Here is a 24,786-nt window from a genome sequence, read left to right as displayed (position 1 = left end):
CTACACCTCCAGCACGTCACGGCGCCGCAATGGCCGTGCAAAGAGTTCGGCGAGATCCCCAGCTTGATCGAAGCCGTGGATGGGCGAAAAGACCAGTTCGATGGCCCATTTGGTGCTGAAGCCTTCAGCCTCCAGCGGATTGGCGAGACCAAGGCCGCAAACAGTTAGATCGGGCTTGTCAGCGCGCACGCGGTCAAGCTGTTTGTCGACATGCTGGCCTTCGCTGATCCGTGCGGATGGCGGGATCAGATCAAGCTCCTGCGCGCAATGCGTGCGGTGCAGATATGGCGTGCCAACCTCGACCGGTTCCATGTCAAGCTCGGTTGCAAGGAAGCGCGCTAGTGGCACTTCCAGCTGCGAGTCCGGAAGGAAACTGATACGTTTGCCTTCAAGTGCTGCACGCGAGTGTTCGATGGCCCGCTTTGCGCGTTCTCGGCCTGGTGCACATACCGCATTGGCATGCGCTTCATCGATGCCGAAGGCGGCAGCGGCTGCTTTGAGCCATGCGGTTGTCCCTTCGGCACCAAAAGGGAACAGCGCGTCAATGCGCTGCGCGCCGCGATCCTCCAGCGCCATCGCCGTGTCCGACAAGAAAGGCTGAGCGAGAAGATATCGGGTGCTTGGACCCACGGCTGGCAGGTCGCGGGCGTTGCGCGCAGGCAGAGAGCCCACCCGCTCAATCCCGAGCTGTTTGAACAGCCGCAGGAATTGGTCTTCGACAATATCGGGAAGCGAGCCCACCATCAGCAGCTCTTGCGGAGCGTCTGCAGCAAGAGCAGGCATTTCCGGCACCAGCGCGGCGAGGCAAGCGTCTTCCCCTTGCGTGAAGGTGGTTTCAATGCCGCTGCCCGAGTAATTCAGGATGCGCACATTCGGCATATGCCGCGCGCCGAGGCGTTCGGCGGCTTTGCCAAGGTCAAGCTTGATCACTTCCGACGGGCAAGAGCCGACGAGGAACAGCGTCTTGATATCAGGGCGACGGGCAAGCAGGCGGTCAACAACACGGTCCAGCTCGTCCTGACAATCGACCATGCCAGCAAGATCGCGCTCTTCCATGATGGCGGTGGCAAAGCGCGGTTCAGCAAAGATCATCACACCCGCGGCGGATTGAAGTAGGTGGGCGCAGGTGCGGGAGCCGACGACAAGAAAGAAGGCGTCCTGCATTTTGCGGTGCAGCCAAACGATACCAGTTAGGCCACAGAAGACTTCGCGTTGACCGCGTTCACGAAGAACCGGACGGGCCGTCTCAGCCGGTTTTGCGCAGCCTTCCAGAGTACTCGCGACATTCATGCTGGCACCGCCTGTATTTGCGTGCCTTGAAGGCGCGCCATCCGAAGTTTCCAGAGGAACTGGCCCGCATTGATGAGGTAAGCGCTGTAAGCGGCGAGGGCGACAAGAAGCCTCTCTTCCATCGTACCGATGCCGCCAAACAGCATCACGAGGTAAAGCGTGTGCAACGCCAGGACGAGCATGGAAAACACGTCTTCCCAGAAGAAAGCGGATGCGAACAGCCATTTGCCGAACACGACTTTCTCCCAGATCGAGCCGGTTACCATGATGAGATAAAGAACAAGAGTTTTGACCACGATGGAGAAGTCGGCGGCGAGGGCGCCTTCGCCGGTGGTCAAGGTGCGGATGACAAGGCCGAGACTGACGAGAAAGACAACGAATTGGAGCGGAGCAAGGACACCTTGAACAATTGTCCAGACCGATTCGTCCCGTCTCCGGCGCTCATCTACTGTGTAGAGCGCTTTCCCCTTCCCCTGTGTGTCCGCCCCCGCAGCCTTTGCCGCTGGCCGGACCGGAGTCGTGTGGTCCGTGGTCGCCATTCCTCGCGATTGGCCTTTCTTGTCAGAGTCGCTTTGTAGAACTGCGACACATTCAGTGTCAAATATATTGGACGCCCAATTAAATTGACACTGTTTCAATGCTGAACAGCGTCGTTTGCCTATGAAGGGAAAAGCGCGTACACGGAGTCGTCCGCGCATTTTGACAATGGGATCCAGCCAACGTGCGCATGACGGCGTAGTTCGCCAGAACGCAGGCTATTCGGCCTGTCAGGCTGGGAGAGGCATAGTGCCACCCGAAGGTAAGTCCGGGATGATTGAGGCGGGGTCTGCTGCCCTTCGCAAAGTCATGTCCGGCTCGCTCATGCGCCGCAAATCCGAAACGGACGCTCCCGAGGCTAAGGAAGGTTGTTCCTCTCTCGGTGAAGACACGATCAACACGATCATCGAGAGCGAGATCATTCCGCGCCTTTTGTTGGCCCATTCTTCCGGCACAGTCGAAAAGTCGGGCGATCACAGAACTGAGATCGCGCTATCCGAAGCCAATCGTTTTGCGACCCTGCCCCTTGAGCGTGAAGCTCCTGGTTTGCTCGAGGAAGTCGACCGCTTCCTTGATGAAGGCGTCAGCATCGACGCGATCTATATTGACCTGTTGGCTCCTGCGGCGCGTCGTCTTGGTGAGATGTGGAGCAATGACGACTGCGATTTCGTCGATGTCACCATGGGCCTTTGGCGTCTACAAGAGGTCATGCGAGAGATCGCTGCGCGCACGCCCAATGTGACGAATGCGCTTAGCAGTCCGCGCAGTATTCTAGTCGCCCCGATGCCCGGCGATCAGCACAATTTCGGTGCCCAAATGGTTGAAGAGATATTCGCGCGTGGTGGATGGGACAGCCAATTGCTCTCCCGCCCCGAACGGCGAGAGCTTCTGGATACTCTTTCAAGGCGCGCTTTTGACGTGGTCGCGCTATCGGTTACACGAGATACACCAACGACCGCGATATCGAGCCTGATTAAGGCGATACGCGGCGTTTCAAGCAATCCACACATTTCTGTCTTGATTGGCGGAAATTCAGTGAACAACAACCCGGGCATGGTTGCCGAAGTTGGAGCCGATGGGACAGGCTCCGATGCACGCGCCGCCTTGGAGACAGCGAACCGGCTGTTTTCCGATGCGCCCGTCCAGGCTTATGAAATGCGGTAGGTCCCACTCCGAATGCTAACACGCAAGCATAGTATCAAAGGCAAGAGTCCGTTCGGGGCTGCAGCCGAGCTTTTTGATAGCCTCGACGCCGATGCGGCGATGAAGCTTGCCATGGTTGCTGGCGATATCACGCTCGTGCTCGACGAAGCCGGCACCATTGTTGATGCGGCTATTGATCATGGCGACTATCCCGGTTTTGAAAACTGGGTCGGGACCAACTGGCTCGATACAGTCAGCGACGAAACGCGGCCCAAAGTCATGGAAATGCTCGCCGCCGCGCGTCGCGGAGAAGTGCAGCACTGGCGTCAGGTCAATCATCCGACCCGTGAAGGCGATATTCCCATCCGATACGCCGTCCTGAATGTGAACGGTGGTGAACACCGCATCGCGTTTGGCCGCGATATGCGGGAAAATGGCCAAATTCAACAACGGCTTTTGCAAGTACAACAATCACTTGAACGTGATTACATGCGGATGCGCCAGTTGGAGCTTAGGTACCGACTGTTGTTCGAATTGTCTGGTGAACCTGTTCTCATTCTTGAGGCGGGTTCATTGCGCATTCGTGAGGCGAACCCGGCGGTGCACACGCTGCTTGGCGCGCGGGCTGGCTCTCTGCCTGGCAAGAAGCTGCTGACTGTGATCGACAAGAATTCAAGAGATGATGTCCAGACTGTAGTCGGCGCGGCGCTAGCGTCAGATTCGGTCGCGCCGGTAAAGATCAAGATCTCGAAAAGTGCGGGCGAAGTTCAGGCGATCGCGACAGGCTTCAGGCAAGATCGCGGACAGTTTATCCTGCTGCGCCTTATACCCGATATTGAGCATGCAGCGGTGCCTGCTTCGCCGGTTCCTACCTTGGTGGAGGAAATGCCGGACGCCTTCGTTGTTGCGAATGCAGACCTTGAAATCTCGCATGCAAATAGTGCCTTCGTAGATCTGGTTCAGGCTGCGAGCGTTGATCAATTGCGTGGTCGGCACCTGTCCGAAACGATCGGACGTCCCGGGATCGATCTGGACTTGATCCAGGGGCAGCTTGATCAGCATGGCGTGGCGCGAAATATCAGCACGGTCTTGCAGACTGGCGGCGATTTCGAAGGGGAACCGGTTGAAATTTCAGCGGTTCGTGGTTCTCATGAAGAGGCGACGTTTGCCTTCGTCATCCGCCCGACTGGCCGGCGTCTGCGTGACCTGCCTCCCGGTGCGCAAGACCTGCCTCGCTCGGTCGAGCAGCTGACCGATCTCGTTGGTCGCATGTCCCTGAAGGATATTGTACGCGAAAGCACCGATCTGATTGAACGGCTGTGTATCGAAGCGGCGCTTTCTTACACCTCGGACAACCGCGCCTCGGCCGCAGAAATCCTCGGCCTTTCAAGGCAAAGCCTATATTCGAAGCTGCACCGATACGGCTTGGGCAACCTAGGCGCCGAAGAGGAATAGTTTGGTTTCAATGCTTTAACGGCGTCGGGCGGCGCCTTCTCACTGAGGTGCGCGACCTTGTCCTGATTGAGTATCCGGAAGGCGCTTGGTTTCTTCTCCCCCGCTGCGACATATCCACAGAACTTGACGCTTAAACTCCGCTGAATTCAGGCGGAATTTCGGTGTTTTGACCGTACAGCGTCCAAAAATGAGACGAATGGCACGGCCATGTGTCAAATTTATTTGACGCATGGCTATGTCAGGCATAGCCTCACGCCATGGAACCATCCGTGGCCACGACTCGTCCCGCGCCGATCCCGGCGCCACGCGACGTTGTCGAGTTGCTACGCCCGATTACGTGGTTCCCGCCCATGTGGGCGTTTATGTGCGGTGCGGTTTCGTCTGGTGCAGGATTGGAAGGTCGTTGGCTGTTTGTGCTTGGCGGCGTGATGCTGGCCGGACCGCTGGTATGCGGCACATCGCAAGCGGTGAATGACTGGTTTGACCGCCATGTTGATGCGATCAATGAACCGCATCGCGTGATCCCTTCAGGACGGATTGCGGGCCGATGGGGCCTTTACATCGCAATCATCGCGACCGGGCTCTCGGCGCTAGTGGGCTGGATGCTTGGTCCGATCGTCTTCGTCGCATCGCTCGTGGGGCTCGCGCTGGCATGGGCTTACAGCGCGCCGCCGTTCCGGTTGAAGGCAAGTGGCTGGACCGGGCCTGCGGTCGTCGGGCTGACCTATGAAGGGCTAAGCTGGTTCACCGGTGCGGCTGTTATGCTTGGTGCGATGCCATCGACCGAATTGATCGTTGTGCTCGTGCTCTACAGCATCGGCGCGCACGGCATCATGACGCTGAACGATTTCAAGGCCGTGGAAGGCGACCGTGAGACAGGCCTTCGCTCCTTGCCGGTCACCATGGGTGTCAGCGGCGCGGCGAAATTCGCTTGTGCCACGATGGCGCTGGCACAAGTCGTGGTAATCGCGTTGCTTGCCATGTGGGACTACTCGCTATCCGCAGCGCTCGTGGCGGGCGTGTTGCTGGCGCAATTCGCTGCCATGCCGCGCTTGATCAGCGATCCCAAGAAATACGCCCCATGGTATAACGGCGTGGGTGTCACGCTCTACGTGCTTGGCATGCTTGCAGCGGCGCTGGGACTAGGGGGCTATATCTGATGGCCACCGCGCAACCTTTGGGTCTCAGCTGGCTTGGCATTATCCGCATCGGTTTGGTGCAAGCCAGCATAGGTGCGCTCGTCATGCTCTCGACCACGGTCCTGAACCGTTTGATGGTGGTTGAGTATGCGATGTGGGCTGCGATCCCCGCAGGATTGGTTGCTTGGCATTATGCGGTGCAGCTTACACGGCCATTGTGGGGGCAGGTTTCGGATCAAGGGCGCAAACGCGCGCCTTGGATCCTTGGCGGTATCTCAATTCTCGCCGCGGGTGGACTGCTCTCTTCGCATGCCACATTGATGTTGGCGGATGACTTTGTCACCGGCTTCACGCTTGCCGTGATCGGCTACACCTTGATCGGCGTTGGAGTGGGGATGGGCGGAACATCAGCTTTGGCCTTGCTCGCTTCGGGCGTCGCTCCGCAAAGGCGCGCGGCAGCGGCAGCGACGACATGGATCATGATGGTGGCCGGGATTGTGGTCTCCGCCATAACAGTGGGTGAACTACTTAAGCCGTTCTCTCCAGAACGCTTGATCGAAGTAGCGACTGGCCTCGCAGCGGTCACTATCGGTATCTCTGCGGTTGCTACCTTCCGCCTTGAACAGGGTCATGTCGTCTTCGAGGAAACGAAGAAAGACGAACCCGCGCCGGACTTCCGCGAAGCATTGCGAGAAATTTGGAACGAAACCGCTGCAAAGCGCTTCACCATTTTCATTTTCGTTTCGATGATTGCCTTCAGCATGCAAGATCTGATCCTGGAGCCCTTTGCAGGTCTCGTGTTCGGAATGGAGCCGGGCGAGTCCACGCAGCTGGGTGGTCAACACCAAAGCGGCATTCTGATCGGCATGATTGTCGCCGGGATCGGTGGCAGTGCGTTCAAGGGTAAGCTGACATCGAACCTGCGCCTATGGATCATTGGCGGGTGCATGCTATCCGCCCTTGCTCTCTCGGCGCTTGCGCTATCGGCGATGGTCGGGCCAGGTTGGCCGATCATTCCTAACGTAATTCTGCTCGGCTTTGGCAACGGCGTGTTCGCGGTGGCCGCCATCGGTTCGATGATGGGTCTAGCCGGAGCGGGCAAGAAGACGCGCGAGGGCGTTCGCATGGGCGTGTGGGGCGCAAGCCAAGCCATCGCGTTCGGGTTGGGCGGCCTGATCGGCGCAGTCGGTGTCGACATTGCGCGTGAGGCGATGGGGCATGACGGGCGCGCCTTTCAAATCATCTTTTCATTGGAGGCTGCGCTGTTCGTCTGCGCAGCAGCGCTTGCCGTTCGAGCAACGGGACAAGCAATTGGGAGGGGCGCAAGCGCGCCTGTGCGGGAGGTCGTGAGGGCATGAGCGAGAAACTTTATGACGCAGTTGTTGTAGGCGGCGGACCATCCGGAGCGACGGCAGCCAATGATCTGGCGATGGCCGGGCATTCGGTGTTGCTTATGGAACGCGGCGGACGGATCAAACCGTGTGGCGGTGCAGTGCCTCCGCGCATGATGGAAGATTTCGACATCCCGCAAAGCCTGCTGGTCGCGCGTGCGCGTTCGGCGCGAATGATCTCACCGTCAGGCCGCAAGGTCGATATGCCTGTGGGTGAGATCGGCTATGTCGGCATGGTCGACCGCGACGAGTTTGACGAATGGCTGCGTGAGCGTGCTTGCAAATCGGGCGCCGAGCGCCTGACTGCGGTGTTCGAGAAGGTCGAGCGCGATGACGAAGCCCATCCCATCGTGACCTTCCGTCGCAAGCGTGGCGGCCCGATCGAAAAGGTTCGCGCGAAAGTCATCATCGGTGCGGACGGCGCACGATCCTCTGTCGCCAAGCAATGTCTGCCCGGCGCCGAGCGGGTGCCATGCGTCTTTGCCTATCACGAGATCATCAAATCGCCCGAATTCGCCACCGAAGCCTTCGACGGTGCGCGCTGCGATGTGTTCTATCAGGGCCGTCTATCGCCTGATTTTTACGCCTGGGTCTTCCCGCATGGCGACACTGCAAGCATCGGTGTGGGCAGTGCGAACAAGGGCTTTTCCCTGCGCGGTGCCGTCGCCGATATGCGCGATGATCTCGACCTGTCACGCTGCGAAACCGTCCGCCGGGAGGGCGCGCCAATTCCGCTAAAGCCGCTGAAGAAATGGGACAATGGCGCGGATGTCATCGTCGCTGGAGACGCTGCTGGTGTCGTGGCACCTGCTTCGGGCGAAGGCATCTACTATGCTATGACCGGCGGGCGCTATGTTGCCGAGGCCGCGAGCGAATTCCTCGTCACCGGAGAAGCCAAAGCCCTGCGAAAGGCGCGCAAACGCTTTATGAAAGAGCATGGCCGCGTCTTCTGGGTGCTCGGGATGATGCAGTATTTCTGGTATTCGAGCGACAAGCGGCGTGAGCGGTTTGTGACCATGTGCGACGACAAGGACGTTCAGCACCTCACATGGCAGGCTTACATGAATAAGAAGCTCGTGCGGTCCAAACCGATGGCTCACGTGAAGATTTTCCTGAAAGACACAGCCCACCTTCTCGGGCTGCGTGCAGCAACGAGGTAATCGATCATGGCAAGCTTACCGATGCGCAGAACCTGGGTTCTACCTGGACTGCTCGCCGCCTTCGCCGCGTTGATTGTGGCAGTCATGGGCTCCTTCATCACCGATTTGGGGCCATGGTATCAAAGTCTCGAAAAGCCCGGCTGGCATCCGCCTGACGCGCTTTTCCCGATGGGTTGGACGGCGATTTTCGCGTTTAACACGTATGCGATCGTGGCTGCTTGGCGCGCGGCTCCCACCAGCGCGGTGACCGACCGGATCCTTGGTCTGTTTGCGCTCAATGCGTTTCTCAACATAACTTGGTCCATGCTGTTCTTCCGTCTCCAGCGTCCCGACTTCGCGTTTATCGAAGTGATGGCGCTGTGGCTCTCGATCCTCGCACTGATCTGGTATTGCGGACGCTATTCAAAGACGGCGGCCTTCGCCTTTGTACCGTATCTGGCGTGGGTGACCTTCGCTGGCGCGCTCAACTGGGCGGTGGTCGATCTGAACGGTCCGTTTGGCTGAGCATACGGGAAGGGCGTACGCATCGACCCGCTCGAAAACCTGATCACACAGTACTTTGAACCGCTTTTCGCGAGCGGCCATGCAGCTGACATCGTGCTGGCGGTGCTGGCGCTCGAGGCTTTGTGGTTGAAACTCGCCAAAGGTTGGGGCTTGCGCGCCATCGCAGGCCTGCTTGGCCCTGCGGTGTTTATTGTGCTGGCGGTCAGAGCCGCGCTAGTAGGCGCTGGCTGGGAGTGGGTTGCGCTGCTGCTTGCACTATCGTTTCCATTGCATGTGATGGATTTGCGGGCGCGGTTGGCGAACCACGACTGACGCCAAGCGGACTTTCCCGCTTCCCGTACTAATCGTTCGAGCCAAAGCGTGCGATGCAATGCCAAACCCATTTGGCCGTTTGATAATCCAGTTGTTTATCGCGAGCATGGCCAATGTCGGCAGGGGTGCTGATCTTCAGCTCGGTTATGGCTTCAAGGGCAGGCTTGGGCCGAAATTCGTGATAGGCGAGCAATTGTCCAAGCTGTAACTGGTAACCGCTGTGCCATTCAACATCACACCCCAATCGCGATGCCGCTTGCTCGATGGCTGTGCCGCGAAAGCTGGGATCTAGCACGACAGCTTCCACGTCCTCTTCGATGCTCAGCGGTCCATGCACATGGGCTTCGATATAGTTGTCGAGGATTGGATCGAGCCCGGAGGCATTCGCTTCGGCAAGCTGGATCAACGCCATGCGATCCGCCACGCCAAAGTCGCCCGGTCTTAAATGACTATCAGGATAACAGAATGTCGTTCGGGCTTGGACATGCGGGCGTAGTCGCAAATGGCAGGAGCCAAACCGCGATGATCCGCCGGTCATGCTGTTCCGGAAGTTGAGCGCTCCATACTTGGGTCTCAGCGCTGGATCAGCATCATCATAGGCACCGCCAAAGATATCGCTTTCCCATTCCCAACGGTCCCCGTCAGGCTTTGCAGAGAGGCCACCATTGCTGGTCCCCGTTTCGAATTGCGATTTGTAGAACCCTTCACGGGCAAGGCGTTCGATGGTGAGCTCGCCCTGAATTCTCGCGTCCGGATGGAAGTTCAAGGTGATCGGCATGACTTCTGTCATAGGCTGGCCGTGCGAACGCGAACGGACATGATCAATTGCTTGTTCGACGGGCGAGGGCATGGAGCCAACCTAAGCGGTGTCTTCAGGAATGGCCATGCAGGTGCTGCCACAACATCGGAACTTCCCACCAAAAAGCCCGGCCGCGTTCTCACGCAACCGGGCTCTTGGTTTGACCTTGCTATGGGGCCTGGGATTGGAGCCCCATGCCGGTCGGAAGTGCTATCCAGCTTTCGGAGCGAGGTAGTGCTCCTGTGCCCAGACGTACCAGTTATCGACCACTGTGCCTGACAGCAGGATACCGATCCCGCCGGTCAGAGTGGTGAGGACTGCGAACCACCACGCCCAGCGGTGGATCGATTCCATCGTGGCGTTGAAGCCCATCGTCCAGCGCCAGAACAGGCCAGCGCGTTCGGACGCCGTGCCGCGGTCCGTGATCTGTTCAATCTCGCGTTCACCGCCATAGCGGCCCACTGCAAGGATCGTTGCCCCGTGCATGGCGAACAGCACTGCTGAGCCATAAAGGAACGCGATCGAGAGCGCGTGGAACGGATTGTAGAACAGGTTGCCGTGGATCAGCGAGAAGTTGTTGGTCCAGTCCAGATGGCTGAAGATGCCGTAAGGCACAGCTTCTGACCAGCTTCCGAGAAGTGCGGGGCGGATGAAGCCCAACACCAGGAACAACCAGATCGCTGAAGCAAAGGCCCAAGGGATGTGCATCCCCATGCCCAGAGCTTTGGCCCGCATATAGGTCCGCACCCACCAGCACAAAACAGCGATGGTAAGGAAGGCACCCGTCAGGATGAACCAGCCGCCTTCATTCAAAGGCACCATGAAGCTGAAGCCGTATTCCGGTCCCGGAGGGTTCAGCGAAAGCCAGAACAGCTCACGAATGAACGTCTGCGGGCTCCACCCGGCCTGAGCCCAGAAATTGAACCCGATGATCAGGATCGCAAGCGACCCGAATGCCAGCGAAATGGTACCAAGCCAGCCAAGATAGACCGGGCCCAATTGAGCCTGACCGATCTTGCCCATCCAGTAATTGTAACCGGTGGCGTTGATGCGCTCTTCGCTCCCATCAAGATGCGGAACACCCGCTTCGGGCGGCCCCTTCACCTGAATCTGGGTAAAGATGTTTTGGTACGAACTCATGATACCGGACCTCCTGACCAGATTGGGATTTCACGCCAGAACTCCCAGAATTCCGGCCAACTGCCGACATAAAGGGTGCCTGAGATCACGATGCAGATCGCGCTCCAGAACGCTGCGTTCAGCGCCAGGAACAGACCCACACGGTGGATGCCGAGCGTGCCGACTGAATAGCCGATGAAGTCACGGAAATAGGTGTCTTCATACTCCGGGCCCTTCACGTCGGTGTCACCCGACGGGTTAACCGCCGACAGAACCAGACCGCCGTGAAGTGCCAATGCGAGGCAGTTCGTGAAGAAGAACGTGATCGCCAGCATATGGACCGGGTTGTAGTGGAAGTTCACATACATATACCCGGTGTTCGACACCCAATCGAGGTGCGTCCAAATGCCGTATGGGAATGCATGTCCCCATGCGCCCATCCAGATCGGACGGATCACATTCAGTGTTACGAAGGCGAAAACTGCGACGCTAAAAGCGATAGGAACATGGTAACCCATGCCCAGCTTGCGCGATATTTCCGCTTGTCTGAACACCCATGAATAAAAGGCGACAATCGCGCAGGCCGTTATGATCTGCCAGTAGCCCCCCTGATTTAAAGGCATGAGTGCGAGCCCGGCTTCGATAGCAGGTGGCTGAATATCGATTTGCCAGGGGTTGAGAGTGGGACCCTGAGCGGCAGCGGCGAAAATCAGCGCAATGCCAAGCAGCGCGCTAATTGCCGTCGTTACCCCAAAGAATCCGACATAAAACGGTCCGACCCAAAAATCGAATAGGTCGCCACCGATCAATGTGCCACCGCGCACGCGGTATTTCCGCTCGAAACTAAGGAGCGCCATAGGTCCATCCTTCCCGCCTCAAGGGCGGGTGTTAATCGTGTACGATCGAAACTCTATCCAAAGCGGTAGGAGGCAGGCAGGCGAACCTGCCCCCTCGCTTTTTCATCGATCAATCAGCCGGCGCCGGAAACGCCGCCAAGCCAGTTGTACCTCTCCGTGCTGAGCAGGATGAAGTGGATCGTGAAGGCCAGAACGGCCAGTCCGACATGCATCGCAACCAATGTGCGGCGAATGTCAAAGTGATGCCAAATCTTGTACATTTTCAATTCCTTTATGAATCGTCGTGGAAATCCAAAGACTGGTGCAAGCACCAATCATCGGTTCATCACTGGCCCCAGGGCAGGTTGAACCAAGGCTTCCAGGCGTACATCAAGGCATGCGCTACAAGCGCAATCGTGACGTAGAGGCCAAACATACCCATGAATGCACCATGGATCTCTTTCGCTTCGTCGTCAGTCAGATACGTTCCCACGCTTGGGCGATCAGGATCGTTCATTGCAGTTACTCCATATTATGGTGTTGGAGCGGGAGCCGGATGGCCCCCGACGAGTATCCGCGTGTGATCCCTTCCACGTGGATTGGTTTTGCCCCGAACGGGACAAACTGGTGAACCTGCTGGCGGAAAGGATGTGCGTCATGCGCTCTCTCCTTCCGCCAATGCGCCGACTTGATCGGCTGGCAGGCAATCTTTGGTAACTTGAGTTTCGCCTCGCGCGCGGGCGGTTGCTTCGGCGGCATCGCGCAGGCGTTTGGCGGCAGAAATACGCACCAGAACCGGTTGCGCTTCGACCAGCCGGTCGAGCAGCGCCTTGGCATCTGCGTCCCATGACACCTCGGCTTTGGCGGGTGTCGGGTCAATCTGGTCGAGATCGGTGCCGAGTGGCAGGATATGGAACAGCGCATCGAACAGCGCATTGCACACTTCCTGCACCAAATAGGTCGCACCGGAATACCCCATGAAAGGCGTGCCCGTATGGCGACGGATCGCTGCACCGGGGAAGCTGGCGGGAATGAACTGACCCTGCGGCCCGTGACCACCGCCGCCTGATGCAGCCTCGGCCATATACATCCGCTCGTTATAGCTGCCGAACATCACCAATGGCGGGTTGGCGCGGATTTCTGCGCGCACTGCTTCGTTATCGGGCTTTACGCCAGCCGAGCGGCTGAACGCGAAGGCACAGGGCAGCCCCATATCCTCTTCAAGGAAGTGGCGGATGCCGCGTGCGTATGTTTCGTTGGCGACGATGCCGAAATTGGCAGTGCCGAAGAAGTCTTGAGTGACCGAACGCCACAGATCCCACAGCGGCTTGATGGTCGTGTGCTTTTCGCGCTCGATAAACGGTTCGGGGTCAAGCCCCAGCTCTGCTCCCAAAGCGCGGAGGAACTTGGTTGTGCTCGAGAGGCCTACCGGCGCCTGGAAGTAAGGCCGCTCCAGCGTCTCGCACAGATTGCGGCCGAACTCGCGGTACATGCAGACATTGGCGTCTGCCGTGCCAAGCTGGCGGATATCGGCAAGGTGACAGCCGAGCGGGAAGACCACGCCGACTTCCGCGCCGATCCCTTCGATCATGCGGCGGATTTCCGCCAGATCGGATGGCATGTTGAACATGCCATAGGACGGGCCAATGATGTTGACCTTGGGTTTCTCGCCTTCCTTGCGCTCGCGCGGTTTGGGCGACTTTTTCGGGCCGAACTCGGTCCAAAGCCACGTCAGTGCACGGTCCGCGCTTTGCCACTGATCTTCGTCGATGGTGCGCGGCAGGAAGCGTTTGATGTTGGTGCCTTCGGGCGTAACGCCGCCGCCGATCATCTCGGCAATCGAGCCAGTCACCACCACCGCAGGCAATTCCGGGTCGAGCGTTTCCCAAGCGCGTTTCATCGCGCCTTCGGTACCGGTCTTGCCGAGCTCTTCCTCGCCCAGGCCGGTCACCACGATGGGCAGCTCATGCGGAGGTAGTGCATCGGTATAATGAAGCACGCTGGTCACTGGCAGGTTCTCGCACCCGACAGGGCCATCAATGATCACCTGTAGGCCCTTGACCGCCGTGAAGACGTAGGTCGCCCCCCAATAGCCGCCTGCGCGATCATGATCCAAGACGAGCGTCATGTGCCGACCGCCTCGGACGCCTTACGCGCCGCTTCGTTCAAGGCCGCATATTTCTTGCGGAATTTGGGGCGATCAACCGGAGTGTCTTCCCACACACCAGCAGCATGGGCATCGCCCACGCCTTCGAAAAAGTCGCGCATTTTGTCGAACCGATCCTTATTCGACATGGCCGCACCAACGACCTGCGCGAGACTCCCTGCTCCAGCGGGCCCCATGAGGGGGCGGGCAGAGATGAGATTGGTGAAGTAGAGCGCCGGAATGGCTTTCGCCTTGGCGTGCTGAACCACAGGCGTGGTCCCCACGGCGAGATCCGGACGGTATTCCTCGACTGCGGCGATGTCGTCTTCCAGACTTGCGCGGAAATTGACCTTCACGCCCTTGGCTTCGAGCCATTCGCAGTCTGCATCGGACCATTTGGTGCGCGGACAGGCGCTGCCGACATAGGGTACGTCCGCACCGCTTTCGATCAGCAGGCGGGCGACCAGCAATTCGGAGCCCTCATAGCCCGAAACGGTGATACGGCCGTTGATCGGTTTGGCAGCGAGCGAACCTTTGCACGCTCCGATCATGGCGTTCTTCACACCATCGACTTTGTCCTGTGGCAGTCCCAGCGCATCGCCAACCGACTGCAGCCATGCAGCCGTGCCATCAGCACCAACCGGAGCCGATCCGATGATCGGACGACCAGCAGCCTCGAATTCTCGGATGCTGGCGGTGTAGAACGGGTGGATTGCTGCGGCGAGCGAGCAATCGAGAGCGGAATAGAGTTCGCGCCATTCGCGGGTCGGGACTACGGGTCCAGCAGCAAGGCCGAGCGGTTCGAGCATCTGCCCGATTACCACCGGATCAGCGGGGAACATCTCACCTAGCAGCGCCACAGTCGGCTTGTCCGAACGTTCTTTTGGAGCGGCAACGGGGCCTGCGGCGATTTCTTCGCGCGCATATTTGAGCATGGCTCCCGCAAGCACATCCTTCGCCTCGGCATGGGTCGGAATGCCAAAGCCGGGCACGTCAATGCCTACAATCCGCACGCCGTTAATCTGATCGGGCAATAGCCGCAGCGGCACGCCGCTTGCAGTAGGGACGCAGAGATTGGTCACTACGATTGTGTCGTATTGCGCAGGATCGGCGAGGTCTTCGACCGCTTGCTTGATATCCTCGAACAGCTTGCCGGTGACGAGCGTTTCTGAGGAGAAGGGCACATAGCCCACAGTCCGCCGCGCACCATAGAAGTGCGAGGTGAAGGTGAGGCCGTAAACGCAGCACGCACTGCCCGATAGGACCGTCGCGGTGCGCTTCATCCGCAGTCCGACGCGCAATGACCCAAAGGCCGGGCACATTGATTGCGGCTGGTCGTGCGGGCCAACGGGATAGTCAGCCTCGTACTGGTCGAGAATGTCGCTCTTGCCTGCTTTGCGCGCAGCCTCTTTCATCGTCTCGGTAGACGAGCAGCCGCCAGCACTACCACCGCTCAGATCGAGCGTGTCAGGGGTGCGTTCCGCGTTAGAGGCGCCAAGGTCAGTCATCAGACGGTGTCGTAAATGACCTCCAGGCTTGGCTTCTCTTCAAAGGTTCCGCCGCGCATATCGGCCTGGGTGGCTGGGATCAGCTCGACATTCCCGCCGGTATCTTCCGGCGAAAACAGATCGAGGAGACCATCCTGGTCGAGAGGTTTGGGTTGGCGCGGCGGCGCCTCGGCGACATTGATGGCAAGCTCTTCGAAAAGACCTCCCCATTCGCCGCCCGGCTTTCCGATAATCTGGTAATTGGCGCTTTTGCGCCTGATGTCTTCGTCCGCTGGGATCGCGGTGAGGACCGGGATGTCGACCGCGTCGGCGAAGGCTTTCGCTTCACCGGTGCCGTCATCCTTGTTCACGATCATGCCAGCGACACCGACATTGCCTCCCATTTTGCGGAAGTATTCAACCGCGTGGCAGACATTGTTGGCGACATAAAGCGACTGAAGATCATTCGATCCGACGACGATCACTTTCTGGCACATGTCGCGCGCAATCGGTAGGCCGAAGCCGCCGCAGACAACATCGCCAAGGAAATCGAGCAGGACGTAGTCAAAGCCCCATTCGTGGAAACCGAGTTTTTCAAGCAGTTCGAAACCGTGAATGATCCCGCGACCGCCACATCCGCGACCAACTTCGGGACCACCCAGCTCCATTGCGAAGACGCCGTCACGTTGGAAGCACACATCTTCAATGGTGACATCTTCGCCGGCGAGCTTCTTCTTGGAAGAGGTCTCGATGATCGTCGGGCAGCTCTTGCCGCCGAACAGCAAGCTGGTGGTATCAGATTTAGGATCGCAACCGATCAGCAGCACACGTTTGCCCTGCTGCGCCATCATGTAGCTGAGGTTGGAAAGGGCAAAACTCTTGCCGCTGCCGCCTTTGCCATAGATGGCGATGACCTGCGTTTCGGAGGTTACTTCGCCGGTGTGCACCGGATCGGGCTCGTGCGAAGCTTCTTCGCGCAGCGCCTGATCATGTGTTTCAAGCATCGTCATTCGGCTGCACTCCAATCGAGAACCATTTTAAGACAAGCCGGATCGTTGAATGCCTGAGGATAGGCATCCAGCGCTTCGGTGGCCGGGCGACGGTCTGTGACCAGACCGTCCAAATTCAATTTGCCGCTTTCGATCAGCGCCTTTGTCTTGGCGAGATCATCGGGCTGCCATTCAGCCGCCACCCGAAAGCGGGCTTCCTTCATGAAGGCTGGCGGGAAGGCAAAGTTGATCCGTTGGGAGTAGAACCCGGCCAGCGTCACTTCGCCGCCCTTCGCGAGGCTGCCGATGAGAGTGTCGAAGATTCCGGAATCGCCGCTGGCATCATAGATCGAGGCGTAGTCGCGGCGCTCGTCGAATTCGGGGGCCATCACGGCATAGCCGCTAACTCCGCCGCGCCGCTGAGAATTGGTTTCCCAAACGGTCGGGACAGGGTTGCCGAGAGCGATGGTCAGGCGCGCGAGCAAACGTCCGAGTACGCCGTGGCCAACGATCAGATCTGGCGCTGCACCACCTTCGATCGCGTGCAAGGCAGTTGCTGCGAGAGCGCAAAGTACGCCCGCATCGCCAAGATTTTCAGGGATCGCGAGAGCCCGCGCCGATGGCACCACCAATTGGCTGGCTGTGCCACCAAACAGGCCGCGTGCATCGGCGTAACAATTGGCTCCGGGCACAAACACCCAATCGCCGATCCGTCCGCGCGCATCCGCGCCTGCGTCAATGATACGTCCGATGGATTCATAGCCGGGGACGAGTGGGTAACCCATGCCAGGGAAATTCGGCATTTGCCCGGTAAACAAGAGCTTCTCTGTGCCGGAGCTCACGCCGCTCCACGCCACATCAACGAGCACATCGGCAGACTGCATCGGATGCAGCTCAAGCTCCCGCAGCGCCAAACGCTCCGGTCCCTCAAGCAAAACAGCCAATGCGTTCATTCGTATCGGTCCTCTCCGACCATGGCCACATCAAGCCGTTTTCCACGACTCGCCTATTGCCATAATTCACCGATCCCACGGTTGTGCTACGCCTCACACTCTTAAGTGTCAATTCACGTGGACAGATTTGTTGTCAGGCAAACGCGATCACTATGCTGGCGTTGACCGGTTGCAGGGTTGCGACGGGCTGAGTGCGGGCAAATCCGGCTTCCAGCATCATTCCGCTGATTTCTTGAGGTGAGCGGGGGCGGCCGGACCCCATCGCCCAAAGATATAGACCGAAGAATGCTTCTCCCATGCCTTCGGCGCCCGGTATGCGCGCCATGGGTTCGGCTATCATAAGGCGTCCGCCTGGTTTCAGACTCTTACGGATATTGCGCAGCAGGCGCATTGCCGGCTCATCGTCGTGATCGTGCAGAATGCGCACGAGACTGATGATGTCGTATCCCTCGGGTATAGCGTCCTCGAAGAAGTTGCCTGGGTGAGTGGAAAGGCGATGCGCGCCGACTTCTTTGGCCAACGCGTCACGGCCTGTTGCAACCACCTCGGGCAGGTCGAACAGACCAAGTTCAAGATCAGGGTATTCGGCGCCGATGTGCTTCAGGAATGCGCCATGCCCGCCGCCCACATCAAGCAACCGTGCTCGGGGCGGGAATTTAAACGACGCCAACACCTGATCAGCGACGAAATGCTGGGATGCCGCCATCAGCTCCGAATACTCGGTGGTCTCTTCTCCGCGCTCTGCGGCGCCATGCAGCGCGCCGGCATAAGACCAAAAGCGCGAGAGTTCGGTGCCTTCACGTTTGTCGCTACGCAGCAGGGCAAGCGGATCCATAAGGTCACGGTACATGAGGCGGTGATGCCGGATCATCGCCTGCGCGCCATAGTCATGGGCCAACACCGCGCCTTGCTCGCCCAGCATCCACAGGTCTGGTCCGGGTTCCTCGGTCAACTGCAGGGCCCGGCCTGCGCGAAGCAAGGTCAGCGCAGCCTGTTCGGACAGGTTAATTCGGTCGGCGACGTGTGATGCGTTGACGGGGCCTTCCTTCAACACCTCGAACAAGCCGCTTTCCACCGTGGCGCGCAGGATTTGCGAGTATGAGAAGCCTGCCACGAGGTCGAAAGCTCCGCCTGCACGGTCCCGCGCAATGCGGCGGATCAGCGGCAATTTGGCTGCCCAATATTGGAATTTTGGATGCGCGAAGGTGGCGTTGCGACGCCTGATCCAGCCAATTTTCAGCTTCGTCCAGTCCACCCGTGATCCCAACTTTACAGTGTGTATGTCTATTTTGTTGGACAGATGATACAGTAAGGTCAATCATAATGTCGACTTATCGAGTCTCTTAAGGCTCGAGGGGAGGGAGGAACCTATCGCGCGCATCGCGATCATCGGCGCAGGAATTGGCGGGCTGACCAGCGCGGCTCTGCTGGCTTCGCGCGGGCACGATGTGACGGTTCTGGAGAAGGAAAGCTGGCTGGGCGGTAAGGCGCGCTGCGTCGAGGTCGATAGCGAACAGATCGCCGCTGGTCCCACAGTCTTCACTATGCGCGATGTGTTTGACGGCGTGTTCCACCAATGCGGCGCGCGGCTCGATGACTATGTGAACATCCGTCAGGCCGAGGTGATTGCGCGCCATGCGTGGGATGATCGTGGGACTCTTGATCTGTTTGCCGATCCTGTCCGCAGCGAAGAGGCGATCGGAGATTTCGCCGGGGCTGAGGCTGCTGCGGGATACCGATCCTTCCGCAACGAAGCGCGGCGCATTTACGAGGTGCTGGACGTACCATTCCTGCGCGGGGACAAGTCTTACACGCCGTTTCCGATGATGTGGCGCATCGGGCTGCACCGCATCGGCGACGCTATGGCGATGCGACCGTTCGACAATTTTTGGAAGGCGCTGGGCGGCCATTTCAAGGACCCGCGTCTGCAACAGCTGTTTGGCAGATATTCTACCTATTGCGGCTCTGACCCGTTTCGCTCTCCCGCGACCCTGATGCTGATCGCGCATACCGAGGCGCGCGGCGTGTGGCTGATCGAAGGCGGCATCCATGCGCTCGGCCGCGCGTTAGGCAAACTGGCCGAGGCAAAGGGTGCGCGGATCAAGACCGGAGCATCGGTCGCGCAAATCCTGACCGAAGGTAAGCGCACCAGCGGAGTGCGGTTGACCAATGGCGATGTAATTCAGGCCGATGTGGTCATCAGCAATGGCGATCCTGCCGCGCTGACCGCTGGCAAGTTTGGAGAACAAGCGGTGCGATCGGTGCCCGCAATGGCGCCGGACAAACGTTCGCTATCCGCCTGCGTCTGGTTTGCGCATGCCGAGACATCCGGCTTTGATCTGCAACACCATAACGTCTTTTTCTCGCGCGATTACCGCGCCGAATTTGAAGCCATCGCCGCTGGCCAGCCGCCGTCTGAACCCACTGTCTATGTCTGCGCGCAAGATCGCAGCGCCGATGCGGTCCAGAACGACGTGATCGGGCGCGAACGCATCCAGATCATCGTCAATGCGCCCGCCAATGGCGACACGCACACCTATTCCACCGAGGAGAGAGAGCAATGCACGCGAGCAATGAGAGCAACGCTGACGCGGTGCGGGCTGACGCTCGAGCAGGAGATGCCGCACGAGTTGGCGACACCTCAGGATTGGGAAGCGCTGTTCCCGGCAACGGGCGGCGCCCTTTATGGCAGAGCCTCACACGGTTGGGCGGCCTCTTTCCTTCGACAAGGGCCGAAAACGAGAATTCCGGGGCTCTATTGCGCTGGGGGAGCGACCCATCCATCCGCCGGGGTGCCGATGGCCGCCTTGTCCGGGCAACTGGCCGCCAAGACGGTCGAACGGGACCTCGCTTCCATGAAGACATTCCACCCGGCGGCTACACCTGGTGGTATGTCGATGCGATCAGCGCAGACGGGCAACACGGGCTGACTATCATCGCGTTTCTGGGAAGCGTTTTCAGCCCCTATTATAAGCGCAGCGGCCGGGGCGATCCGCTCGATCATGCCTGCATCAACGTGGCGCTGTATGGCCCGAATTCCCGCTGGGTGATGACCGAGCGCGGGCGTGCGAGCGTGGAACGGGACGAAGCCAATCTGGTCGTCGGCCCAAGCGCGGTGCGCTGGGATGGCAATGTACTCGAGATCACTATCGAGGAGCGCGACAAACGGCTGTTCAATCCCTTCCGCCGTGCGGTGCGTGGCAAAGTGCGCGTGCATCCAGAGGCGCTTAATCCCACCAGCTTCGCGCTTGATCCGGCCAAGAACCACATTTGGCACTGCATGGCCCCGCGCGCGCGTGTCGAAGTGGAGATGGAGGAGCCAGGTCTATCATGGTCGGGCAGCGGATATTTCGATCACAATCGTGGCTCTGAACCGCTCGAAGAAGGGTTTAAGGTTTGGCACTGGTCTCGCGCTCATATGAAGCGAGGCGCGGTGGTCTGTTACGAAGGAGAGCGCGGCGACGGCTCGCTGTTCGCCAGCGCAATCCGCTTTGGCGCGGACGGTATACCGGATGAAACGCCACTTCCGCCAACCGCCGGGCTCGACAACAGCAGGTGGGGCATAGAGCGGCGGACCCGATCTGAAATCGGAGTCGCCGAGGTGCGACGGACATGGGAAGACACCCCGTTCTACGCGCGCTCTGAACTGTCATCGCAGCTTTATGGCGAAGACGTGATCGCGGTTCAGGAAAGCCTCGACATGCGCCGCTTCGCATCAGGCCTGGTGCAGTTTATGCTTCCGTATCGGATGCCTCGGGAGAGGTAGCGCCAGCACTGGCGTCTTTCTCAGCCGCCTCACGCGCTTTGCGCTCCCGGCTTTCTCGCAATTCGCGGCGCATCTTTGACCATTGCCAGAACGCGATGCCGATCGCGATGCCGTAAAAGAACAGCAACTCGATCAGTCCGAGGTATGCTCCCATGATCTGGCTCCTTTCCTGCGTCGAGGCGTGGTGGCACCGCTGTCTGCGAAGTCCAAGATGAACTGCGCGGCTTTTTCCGGTGCTTCTTCGTGCGCAAGATGGCCATAGCCTTTCATCACTTCAAGTTGAGCATTGGGTAGCCAGCTGCGCGCTTCTTTGGCCCAGTCGAGCGGGATGGCCTTGTCGCCATCAGAATGGACCATCAGCACCGGATTATCGATCTCTTTCATTCGGGTGCGCAGCGTTGGAAGGTCCCAATTCGCCATCATCGCCAAGGCCCCTTTGGTGTGGCGCGAATTGCGCAGGAGCGCTTGGTAACAGGCCATGCCCTCGGCATCGATTTCGGAACCGGTGGAGCGATAGAGGAAGCGTTCTCCTTCTTCCCGAAAGCTTGCGGCAGCCGAGAAGATGCGCGGCACGAACGGATTAACGAACAGCACCTTGGCCAAAGCGGGAAACAGCTGCGCGGCGGGACCTGGGAAGGGACGCAATGCCGAATTGAGGCCCACAATCGGTCCGTCAAAACCGTGGTCCAGCGCCAGTTGCAGCCCCAAAGCTGCACCAGCCGAATGGCCAACAATCATCGCGGGATGGAGGCTTTCCCGCAGGATCAGATCAGCCACCGCGCACGCCATGGTGGGCAAGGCCATATCTTCCGGAGGGTGGCCGGTGGTGAAGGCGTGGCGCGGCAGGTCCATCGCGATGACATTGTATTGCTTGGCGAGCAGCGGCATCAGCCCGCGCCATGAATGGATCGATCCGCCGGTGCCGTGGAGCAGAAGCAATTGCGCCGCGCCTTCATCATCGGGCCCCATGCGCTGGACATGCCAAGTGGCTGACCCTGCTTTGACAAAGCGGCTCGCATCACGGTGCGGCCAGATAAGGCCATCACTGTTCCAGTCGAGCGCGCGGCTCATGCGTTGGCGCTCTGGGAGGCGTTGATGGCGTCGTGCAGTTTCTGTGCATCGGCGCGGGGCAGGGCAAGGAACCGCGCCTGCATCGCATCGGCCAGTGCAGGCCCTTCGCGGCCCGGTCTGGCGGATATATCGACCACAAGCGCGTCTATCCCTTCCCGCGCAATGGCCTTGGCGGCGGCCTCGGCATCCTCGGCGGCCTGTTTGCGCCCTGGTTGGCCCTCTGCATCGAGATTGGCGCGGCCATCAGTTAGGATAACGAGGCTGGGCGTGCGACCGCGTGAGGCGACCTGTGCGGCGACTTCGCGCGCAGCGTTTAGGCCCATCGCCAGAGGCGTGCCGCCGCCTCCGGGAAGCTCAGCCAACGCGCGGCGGGCGCGGGTGAGCGAGCGGGTTGGAGGCAGGAGCAAGTCAACGCTTTCGCCTCGAAAAGCGACCAAGGCGACTTCGGAACGCGTGACATAGGCCTGCGCCAGCATCAGCTCGACTGCACCCTTGGCTTCTGCAAGCCGTGCGGCGGCGGCGGAGCCGCTGGCATCGACGGCGAAGATGGTAACGCGGGCGGCCTTCTCTTCGAAACGGCGGATGCGTAGGTCGTCCTTGCGCATCAGGATCTGGCTGGTGTCGGACGCGTCAGCTTCGCGCCGTCGGACCTGTTGCCACGGCACTGCTGCACGCAATGTGTCGATCAGCGCGATCCGCGCACCGCCACGCGGCATGCCGGGACGGGCACCCAAAGGCTTTCCGCGAAGACCCGCCTTTTTCTTCTGTCCGGAACCCGAGCCACCAGCGCGGCGCGGGGCGTTGCCCTTGGCGAGCTGCGCCAGCAAGTCGGCAGGGATTGCGGCCTCTGCTGCCTCGACCAGCATATCCTCGAGAGGTTGGTCTTGTTGATCAGCGTTGCTCTCTTCCTTGCTCTCACCATTCTCCGGCGGCGGTTCGGGTGGTTGCTCGGGAGCTTCTTCTTGCGGCGGCAATTGCGTCGCGCGCGGTGCGAGCACGAGGCGGACCGCCGCTTCCAGATCGGCTTTCTCCGCCTTGTTGCGCCCGTAGAGTGCAGCATGTGCCCGCGCTGCCTCGCCGGCGAAAAGCAGCGGGCGGATACTGGTGATACCGAGCGCGGAGGCGGTGCTGGCTAGGGCTTCGAGTGCGGCATCTTCGAGCGGCGCGACTTTGAACAAGGGAAGCGATTTCCCCTTGGGCAGCGCCACATCCTCCCAAACCCGCGAATGCGTCAGGTCGCAATGGAACGCGCAGCGTTCGGCCAGCGCGATTGGTGGCGCATCATCGGCTTCCACGCTGTCATCGAGCAAGACCAGCGCGGGCCCGCCTTCGTCCATGGCTTGTGTCAGCCGCCCCGATATCGCTTCGGGCAGCCGCTCGGCCATCGGCACCAGAAGCGCGCCGTCCATTGCCTCCTCGAGCAATCCCGTCTGCATCACCGGTTTGCCCGCCGAAAGGCTCGCAGCAATATCGATCCCGCCTAGCAATCGGTCGTCATCGACATGGCCGGGCATCCGGCGCAGCGTCATGACGTCACTCAAAACCGTAACCAGAGCATCACGCGCCGGGCTGCTTCCGCGCAGGATGATCCCGCCAAATGAGCGGGGCGAGAAGGCCAGCAATCGGGCCGCGAGGGCGGCGTCGGTGATGGGGTCGGGGGTTTCCCCGCTGTTCACCCGAACAGCTCGTCAAGCGCGCGGGTGATGCGTGTGGTGGAGCCCGTTTCGTCGAGAACGTCGCGGCGCAAACGGTGGCGCAGCGCGCTGGGTGCAACTGCGATGAGATGCTCGCGTTTCACCGTCCGTGCGCCCTTGAGCGCGGCCAAGGCCCGTGCAGCTCGCATCAGGGTCAACTCTCCGCGCAGACCATCAGCGCCCACTGCGAGGCACAGATGCGCGCAATCGGTCAGCACGTCTTCGGACGGCTCCAGCTTCGCAAGCCGCGTCTTCCCTCGTGCGATCTGCTTGAGGATCTTCGCGTCTTCATCGGCCCATTCGGCGGCGAAAGCTTCGGGGTCGCGTTCATTGGCGGCGACCAGACGCATGATCTCGACCCGCGTTTCGATCTCGCTGGGTGTGCGCACTTCGACCGACAGACCGAAGCGGTCGAGCAGCTGCGGGCGCAATTCGCCTTCTTCGGGGTTGCCGCTGCCGATCAGCACAAATTTGGCAGGGTGGCGGACAGAAAGTCCTTCGCGCTCAACCACGTTTTCGCCAGAGGCTGCCACGTCGAGCAGTAGGTCGACCAGATGGTCTTCGAGCAGGTTGATCTCGTCGATATAGAGGAACCCTCGATGGGCCTTGGCCAGCAAACCCGGCTCAAAACCCTTTTCGCCCGAGCGCAGCGCCTTTTCGAGATCGAGCGAGCCGACCACACGGTCCTCGGTCGCTCCCAGAGGTAAGTCGACAAACGGCACTGGTCGTTTGCGTAAAGGTCCGCCGCCGCACACGTCTGGGTAGCGCTCGGCATCTTCTTTGGAGCCGCCATAGGGGCAATTAAGGTGCGCGGTGATCGGTGGCAGCAGACTGGCCAACGCGCGCGCGGCGGTCGATTTGCCCGTCCCGCGGTCGCCAAACACCATCACACCGCCGATGCTGGGGTCCACCGCAGCGATCAGCAGGGCCTGCTTCATCTCGTCCTGACCGACGATAGCGGAGAAGGGAAAGCGTGCCATTTCTCGCACCTTGTG

The 24,786-nt window shown here is 59.8% G+C and carries 25 protein-coding genes; 9 read left to right on the top strand and 16 right to left on the bottom strand.

Annotated features, from left to right (window positions below; translation table 11 throughout):
* Positions 1-1,290 carry a ferredoxin:protochlorophyllide reductase (ATP-dependent) subunit N gene (locus AC0V6K_RS03035; RefSeq protein WP_472624654.1) on the bottom strand — a complete coding sequence of 430 codons (1,290 nt, stop codon included), beginning with the start codon at positions 1,288-1,290 and terminating at the stop codon, positions 1-3.
* Positions 1,287-1,829 (bottom strand): 2-vinyl bacteriochlorophyllide hydratase, encoded by a 543-nt coding sequence (gene bchF, locus AC0V6K_RS03030; protein ID WP_472624652.1) that lies wholly within the window; start codon positions 1,827-1,829, stop codon positions 1,287-1,289. Before bchF ends, AC0V6K_RS03035 begins: the two co-directional genes overlap by 4 nt.
* A gap of 166 nt (positions 1,830-1,995) precedes the next feature.
* Here bchF and AC0V6K_RS03025 point away from each other — a divergent pair, with 166 nt between their 5' ends.
* The 7 genes from AC0V6K_RS03025 to AC0V6K_RS02995 all read left to right on the top strand — a co-directional run bounded on the left by AC0V6K_RS03025 (position 1,996) and on the right by AC0V6K_RS02995 (position 8,931).
* Positions 1,996-2,991, top strand: a complete 996-nt coding sequence (locus AC0V6K_RS03025) for a cobalamin B12-binding domain-containing protein (RefSeq protein ID WP_472624650.1) — start codon at positions 1,996-1,998, stop codon at positions 2,989-2,991.
* 12 nt (positions 2,992-3,003) lie between these two features.
* Positions 3,004-4,425, top strand: coding sequence for a transcriptional regulator PpsR (gene ppsR / locus AC0V6K_RS03020; protein ID WP_472624648.1), 1,422 nt, complete (start codon positions 3,004-3,006; stop codon positions 4,423-4,425).
* Positions 4,426-4,682: 257 nt separating this feature from the next.
* A complete protein-coding gene (gene chlG, locus AC0V6K_RS03015) occupies positions 4,683-5,585 on the top strand; it encodes a chlorophyll synthase ChlG (protein ID WP_472624646.1) in 903 nt (300 codons plus the stop codon).
* Positions 5,585-6,922 carry a BCD family MFS transporter gene (locus tag AC0V6K_RS03010; RefSeq protein WP_472624644.1) on the top strand — a complete coding sequence of 446 codons (1,338 nt, stop codon included), beginning with the start codon at positions 5,585-5,587 and terminating at the stop codon, positions 6,920-6,922. Before chlG ends, AC0V6K_RS03010 begins: the two co-directional genes overlap by 1 nt.
* Positions 6,919-8,115: a geranylgeranyl diphosphate reductase gene (locus AC0V6K_RS03005; RefSeq protein WP_472624642.1), complete on the top strand. Its 1,197-nt coding sequence runs from the start codon at positions 6,919-6,921 to the stop codon at positions 8,113-8,115. The genes AC0V6K_RS03010 and AC0V6K_RS03005 overlap by 4 nt, the downstream gene beginning before the upstream one ends.
* Before the next feature lie 6 nt (positions 8,116-8,121).
* On the top strand, positions 8,122-8,619 hold the full coding sequence (locus AC0V6K_RS03000; RefSeq protein ID WP_486172546.1) for a TspO/MBR family protein: 498 nt from the start codon (positions 8,122-8,124) through the stop codon (positions 8,617-8,619).
* A gap of 93 nt (positions 8,620-8,712) precedes the next feature.
* On the top strand, positions 8,713-8,931 hold the full coding sequence (locus tag AC0V6K_RS02995) for a hypothetical protein (protein WP_472624638.1): 219 nt from the start codon (positions 8,713-8,715) through the stop codon (positions 8,929-8,931).
* A 28-nt stretch (positions 8,932-8,959) separates the two neighbouring features.
* Here the strand turns inward: AC0V6K_RS02995 and AC0V6K_RS02990 are convergent, their stop codons facing one another.
* The 10 genes from AC0V6K_RS02990 to AC0V6K_RS02945 form a co-directional block, all read right to left on the bottom strand.
* Positions 8,960-9,721, bottom strand: coding sequence for a DUF3626 domain-containing protein (locus AC0V6K_RS02990; RefSeq protein WP_486172545.1), 762 nt, complete (start codon positions 9,719-9,721; stop codon positions 8,960-8,962).
* A gap of 219 nt (positions 9,722-9,940) precedes the next feature.
* On the bottom strand, positions 9,941-10,870 hold the full coding sequence (pufM, locus tag AC0V6K_RS02985; protein WP_472624634.1) for a photosynthetic reaction center subunit M: 930 nt from the start codon (positions 10,868-10,870) through the stop codon (positions 9,941-9,943).
* Complete coding sequence (pufL, locus tag AC0V6K_RS02980; protein ID WP_472624632.1) at positions 10,867-11,706, bottom strand: photosynthetic reaction center subunit L; 840 nt, start codon at positions 11,704-11,706, stop codon at positions 10,867-10,869. The genes pufM and pufL overlap by 4 nt, the downstream gene beginning before the upstream one ends.
* Before the next feature lie 113 nt (positions 11,707-11,819).
* On the bottom strand, positions 11,820-11,966 hold the full coding sequence (gene pufA / locus AC0V6K_RS02975) for a light-harvesting antenna LH1, alpha subunit (RefSeq protein ID WP_472624630.1): 147 nt from the start codon (positions 11,964-11,966) through the stop codon (positions 11,820-11,822).
* Positions 11,967-12,031: 65 nt separating this feature from the next.
* Entirely contained in the window at positions 12,032-12,202 is a 171-nt protein-coding gene (pufB, locus tag AC0V6K_RS02970; protein WP_472624628.1) for a light-harvesting antenna LH1, beta subunit, read from the bottom strand.
* Between the two features lie 138 nt (positions 12,203-12,340).
* Positions 12,341-13,813 carry a chlorophyllide a reductase subunit Z gene (bchZ, locus tag AC0V6K_RS02965; RefSeq protein ID WP_472624627.1) on the bottom strand — a complete coding sequence of 491 codons (1,473 nt, stop codon included), beginning with the start codon at positions 13,811-13,813 and terminating at the stop codon, positions 12,341-12,343.
* Positions 13,810-15,339, bottom strand: coding sequence for a chlorophyllide a reductase subunit Y (gene bchY, locus AC0V6K_RS02960; RefSeq protein WP_472624626.1), 1,530 nt, complete (start codon positions 15,337-15,339; stop codon positions 13,810-13,812). The genes bchZ and bchY overlap by 4 nt, the downstream gene beginning before the upstream one ends.
* Positions 15,339-16,328, bottom strand: a complete 990-nt coding sequence (locus tag AC0V6K_RS02955; protein ID WP_472624625.1) for a chlorophyllide a reductase iron protein subunit X — start codon at positions 16,326-16,328, stop codon at positions 15,339-15,341. The genes bchY and AC0V6K_RS02955 overlap by 1 nt, the downstream gene beginning before the upstream one ends.
* Positions 16,325-17,260, bottom strand: coding sequence for a chlorophyll synthesis pathway protein BchC (bchC, locus tag AC0V6K_RS02950; RefSeq protein WP_472624624.1), 936 nt, complete (start codon positions 17,258-17,260; stop codon positions 16,325-16,327). Before bchC ends, AC0V6K_RS02955 begins: the two co-directional genes overlap by 4 nt.
* Positions 17,261-17,393: 133 nt before the next feature.
* Entirely contained in the window at positions 17,394-18,515 is a 1,122-nt protein-coding gene (locus tag AC0V6K_RS02945) for a methyltransferase (protein ID WP_472624623.1), read from the bottom strand.
* A gap of 115 nt (positions 18,516-18,630) precedes the next feature.
* Between AC0V6K_RS02945 and crtD the strand changes: the two genes are divergently transcribed.
* Both crtD and AC0V6K_RS02935 read left to right on the top strand, forming a co-directional pair.
* Positions 18,631-20,190, top strand: a complete 1,560-nt coding sequence (gene crtD / locus AC0V6K_RS02940) for a 1-hydroxycarotenoid 3,4-desaturase CrtD (protein ID WP_472626004.1) — start codon at positions 18,631-18,633, stop codon at positions 20,188-20,190.
* Entirely contained in the window at positions 20,124-21,026 is a 903-nt protein-coding gene (locus AC0V6K_RS02935; RefSeq protein ID WP_472626002.1) for a hydroxyneurosporene dehydrogenase, read from the top strand. The genes crtD and AC0V6K_RS02935 overlap by 67 nt, the downstream gene beginning before the upstream one ends.
* Here the strand turns inward: AC0V6K_RS02935 and AC0V6K_RS02930 are convergent.
* From AC0V6K_RS02930 to bchI, 4 genes are read right to left on the bottom strand one after another with little or no spacing between them, the layout of a single operon-like run.
* Positions 20,992-21,180, bottom strand: a complete 189-nt coding sequence (locus AC0V6K_RS02930) for a hypothetical protein (protein WP_472624622.1) — start codon at positions 21,178-21,180, stop codon at positions 20,992-20,994. The genes AC0V6K_RS02935 and AC0V6K_RS02930 overlap by 35 nt on opposite strands.
* The gene (bchO, locus tag AC0V6K_RS02925) at positions 21,159-22,097 is read right to left on the bottom strand and encodes an alpha/beta fold hydrolase BchO (RefSeq protein ID WP_472624621.1); all 939 of its coding nucleotides are present in this window, start codon (positions 22,095-22,097) and stop codon (positions 21,159-21,161) included. The genes AC0V6K_RS02930 and bchO overlap by 22 nt, the downstream gene beginning before the upstream one ends.
* The gene (locus AC0V6K_RS02920) at positions 22,094-23,773 is read right to left on the bottom strand and encodes a magnesium chelatase subunit D (RefSeq protein WP_472624620.1); all 1,680 of its coding nucleotides are present in this window, start codon (positions 23,771-23,773) and stop codon (positions 22,094-22,096) included. The genes bchO and AC0V6K_RS02920 overlap by 4 nt, the downstream gene beginning before the upstream one ends.
* Positions 23,770-24,771, bottom strand: a complete 1,002-nt coding sequence (gene bchI, locus AC0V6K_RS02915; protein WP_472624619.1) for a magnesium chelatase ATPase subunit I — start codon at positions 24,769-24,771, stop codon at positions 23,770-23,772. The genes AC0V6K_RS02920 and bchI overlap by 4 nt, the downstream gene beginning before the upstream one ends.
* Positions 24,772-24,786: the final 15 nt, after the last annotated feature.

The sequence above is a fragment of the Erythrobacter sp. S43 genome (assembly GCF_057364955.1).
The sequence above is the reverse complement of the archived record's forward strand: the minus strand, read 5'-3'. Positions and strand labels throughout refer to the sequence as shown.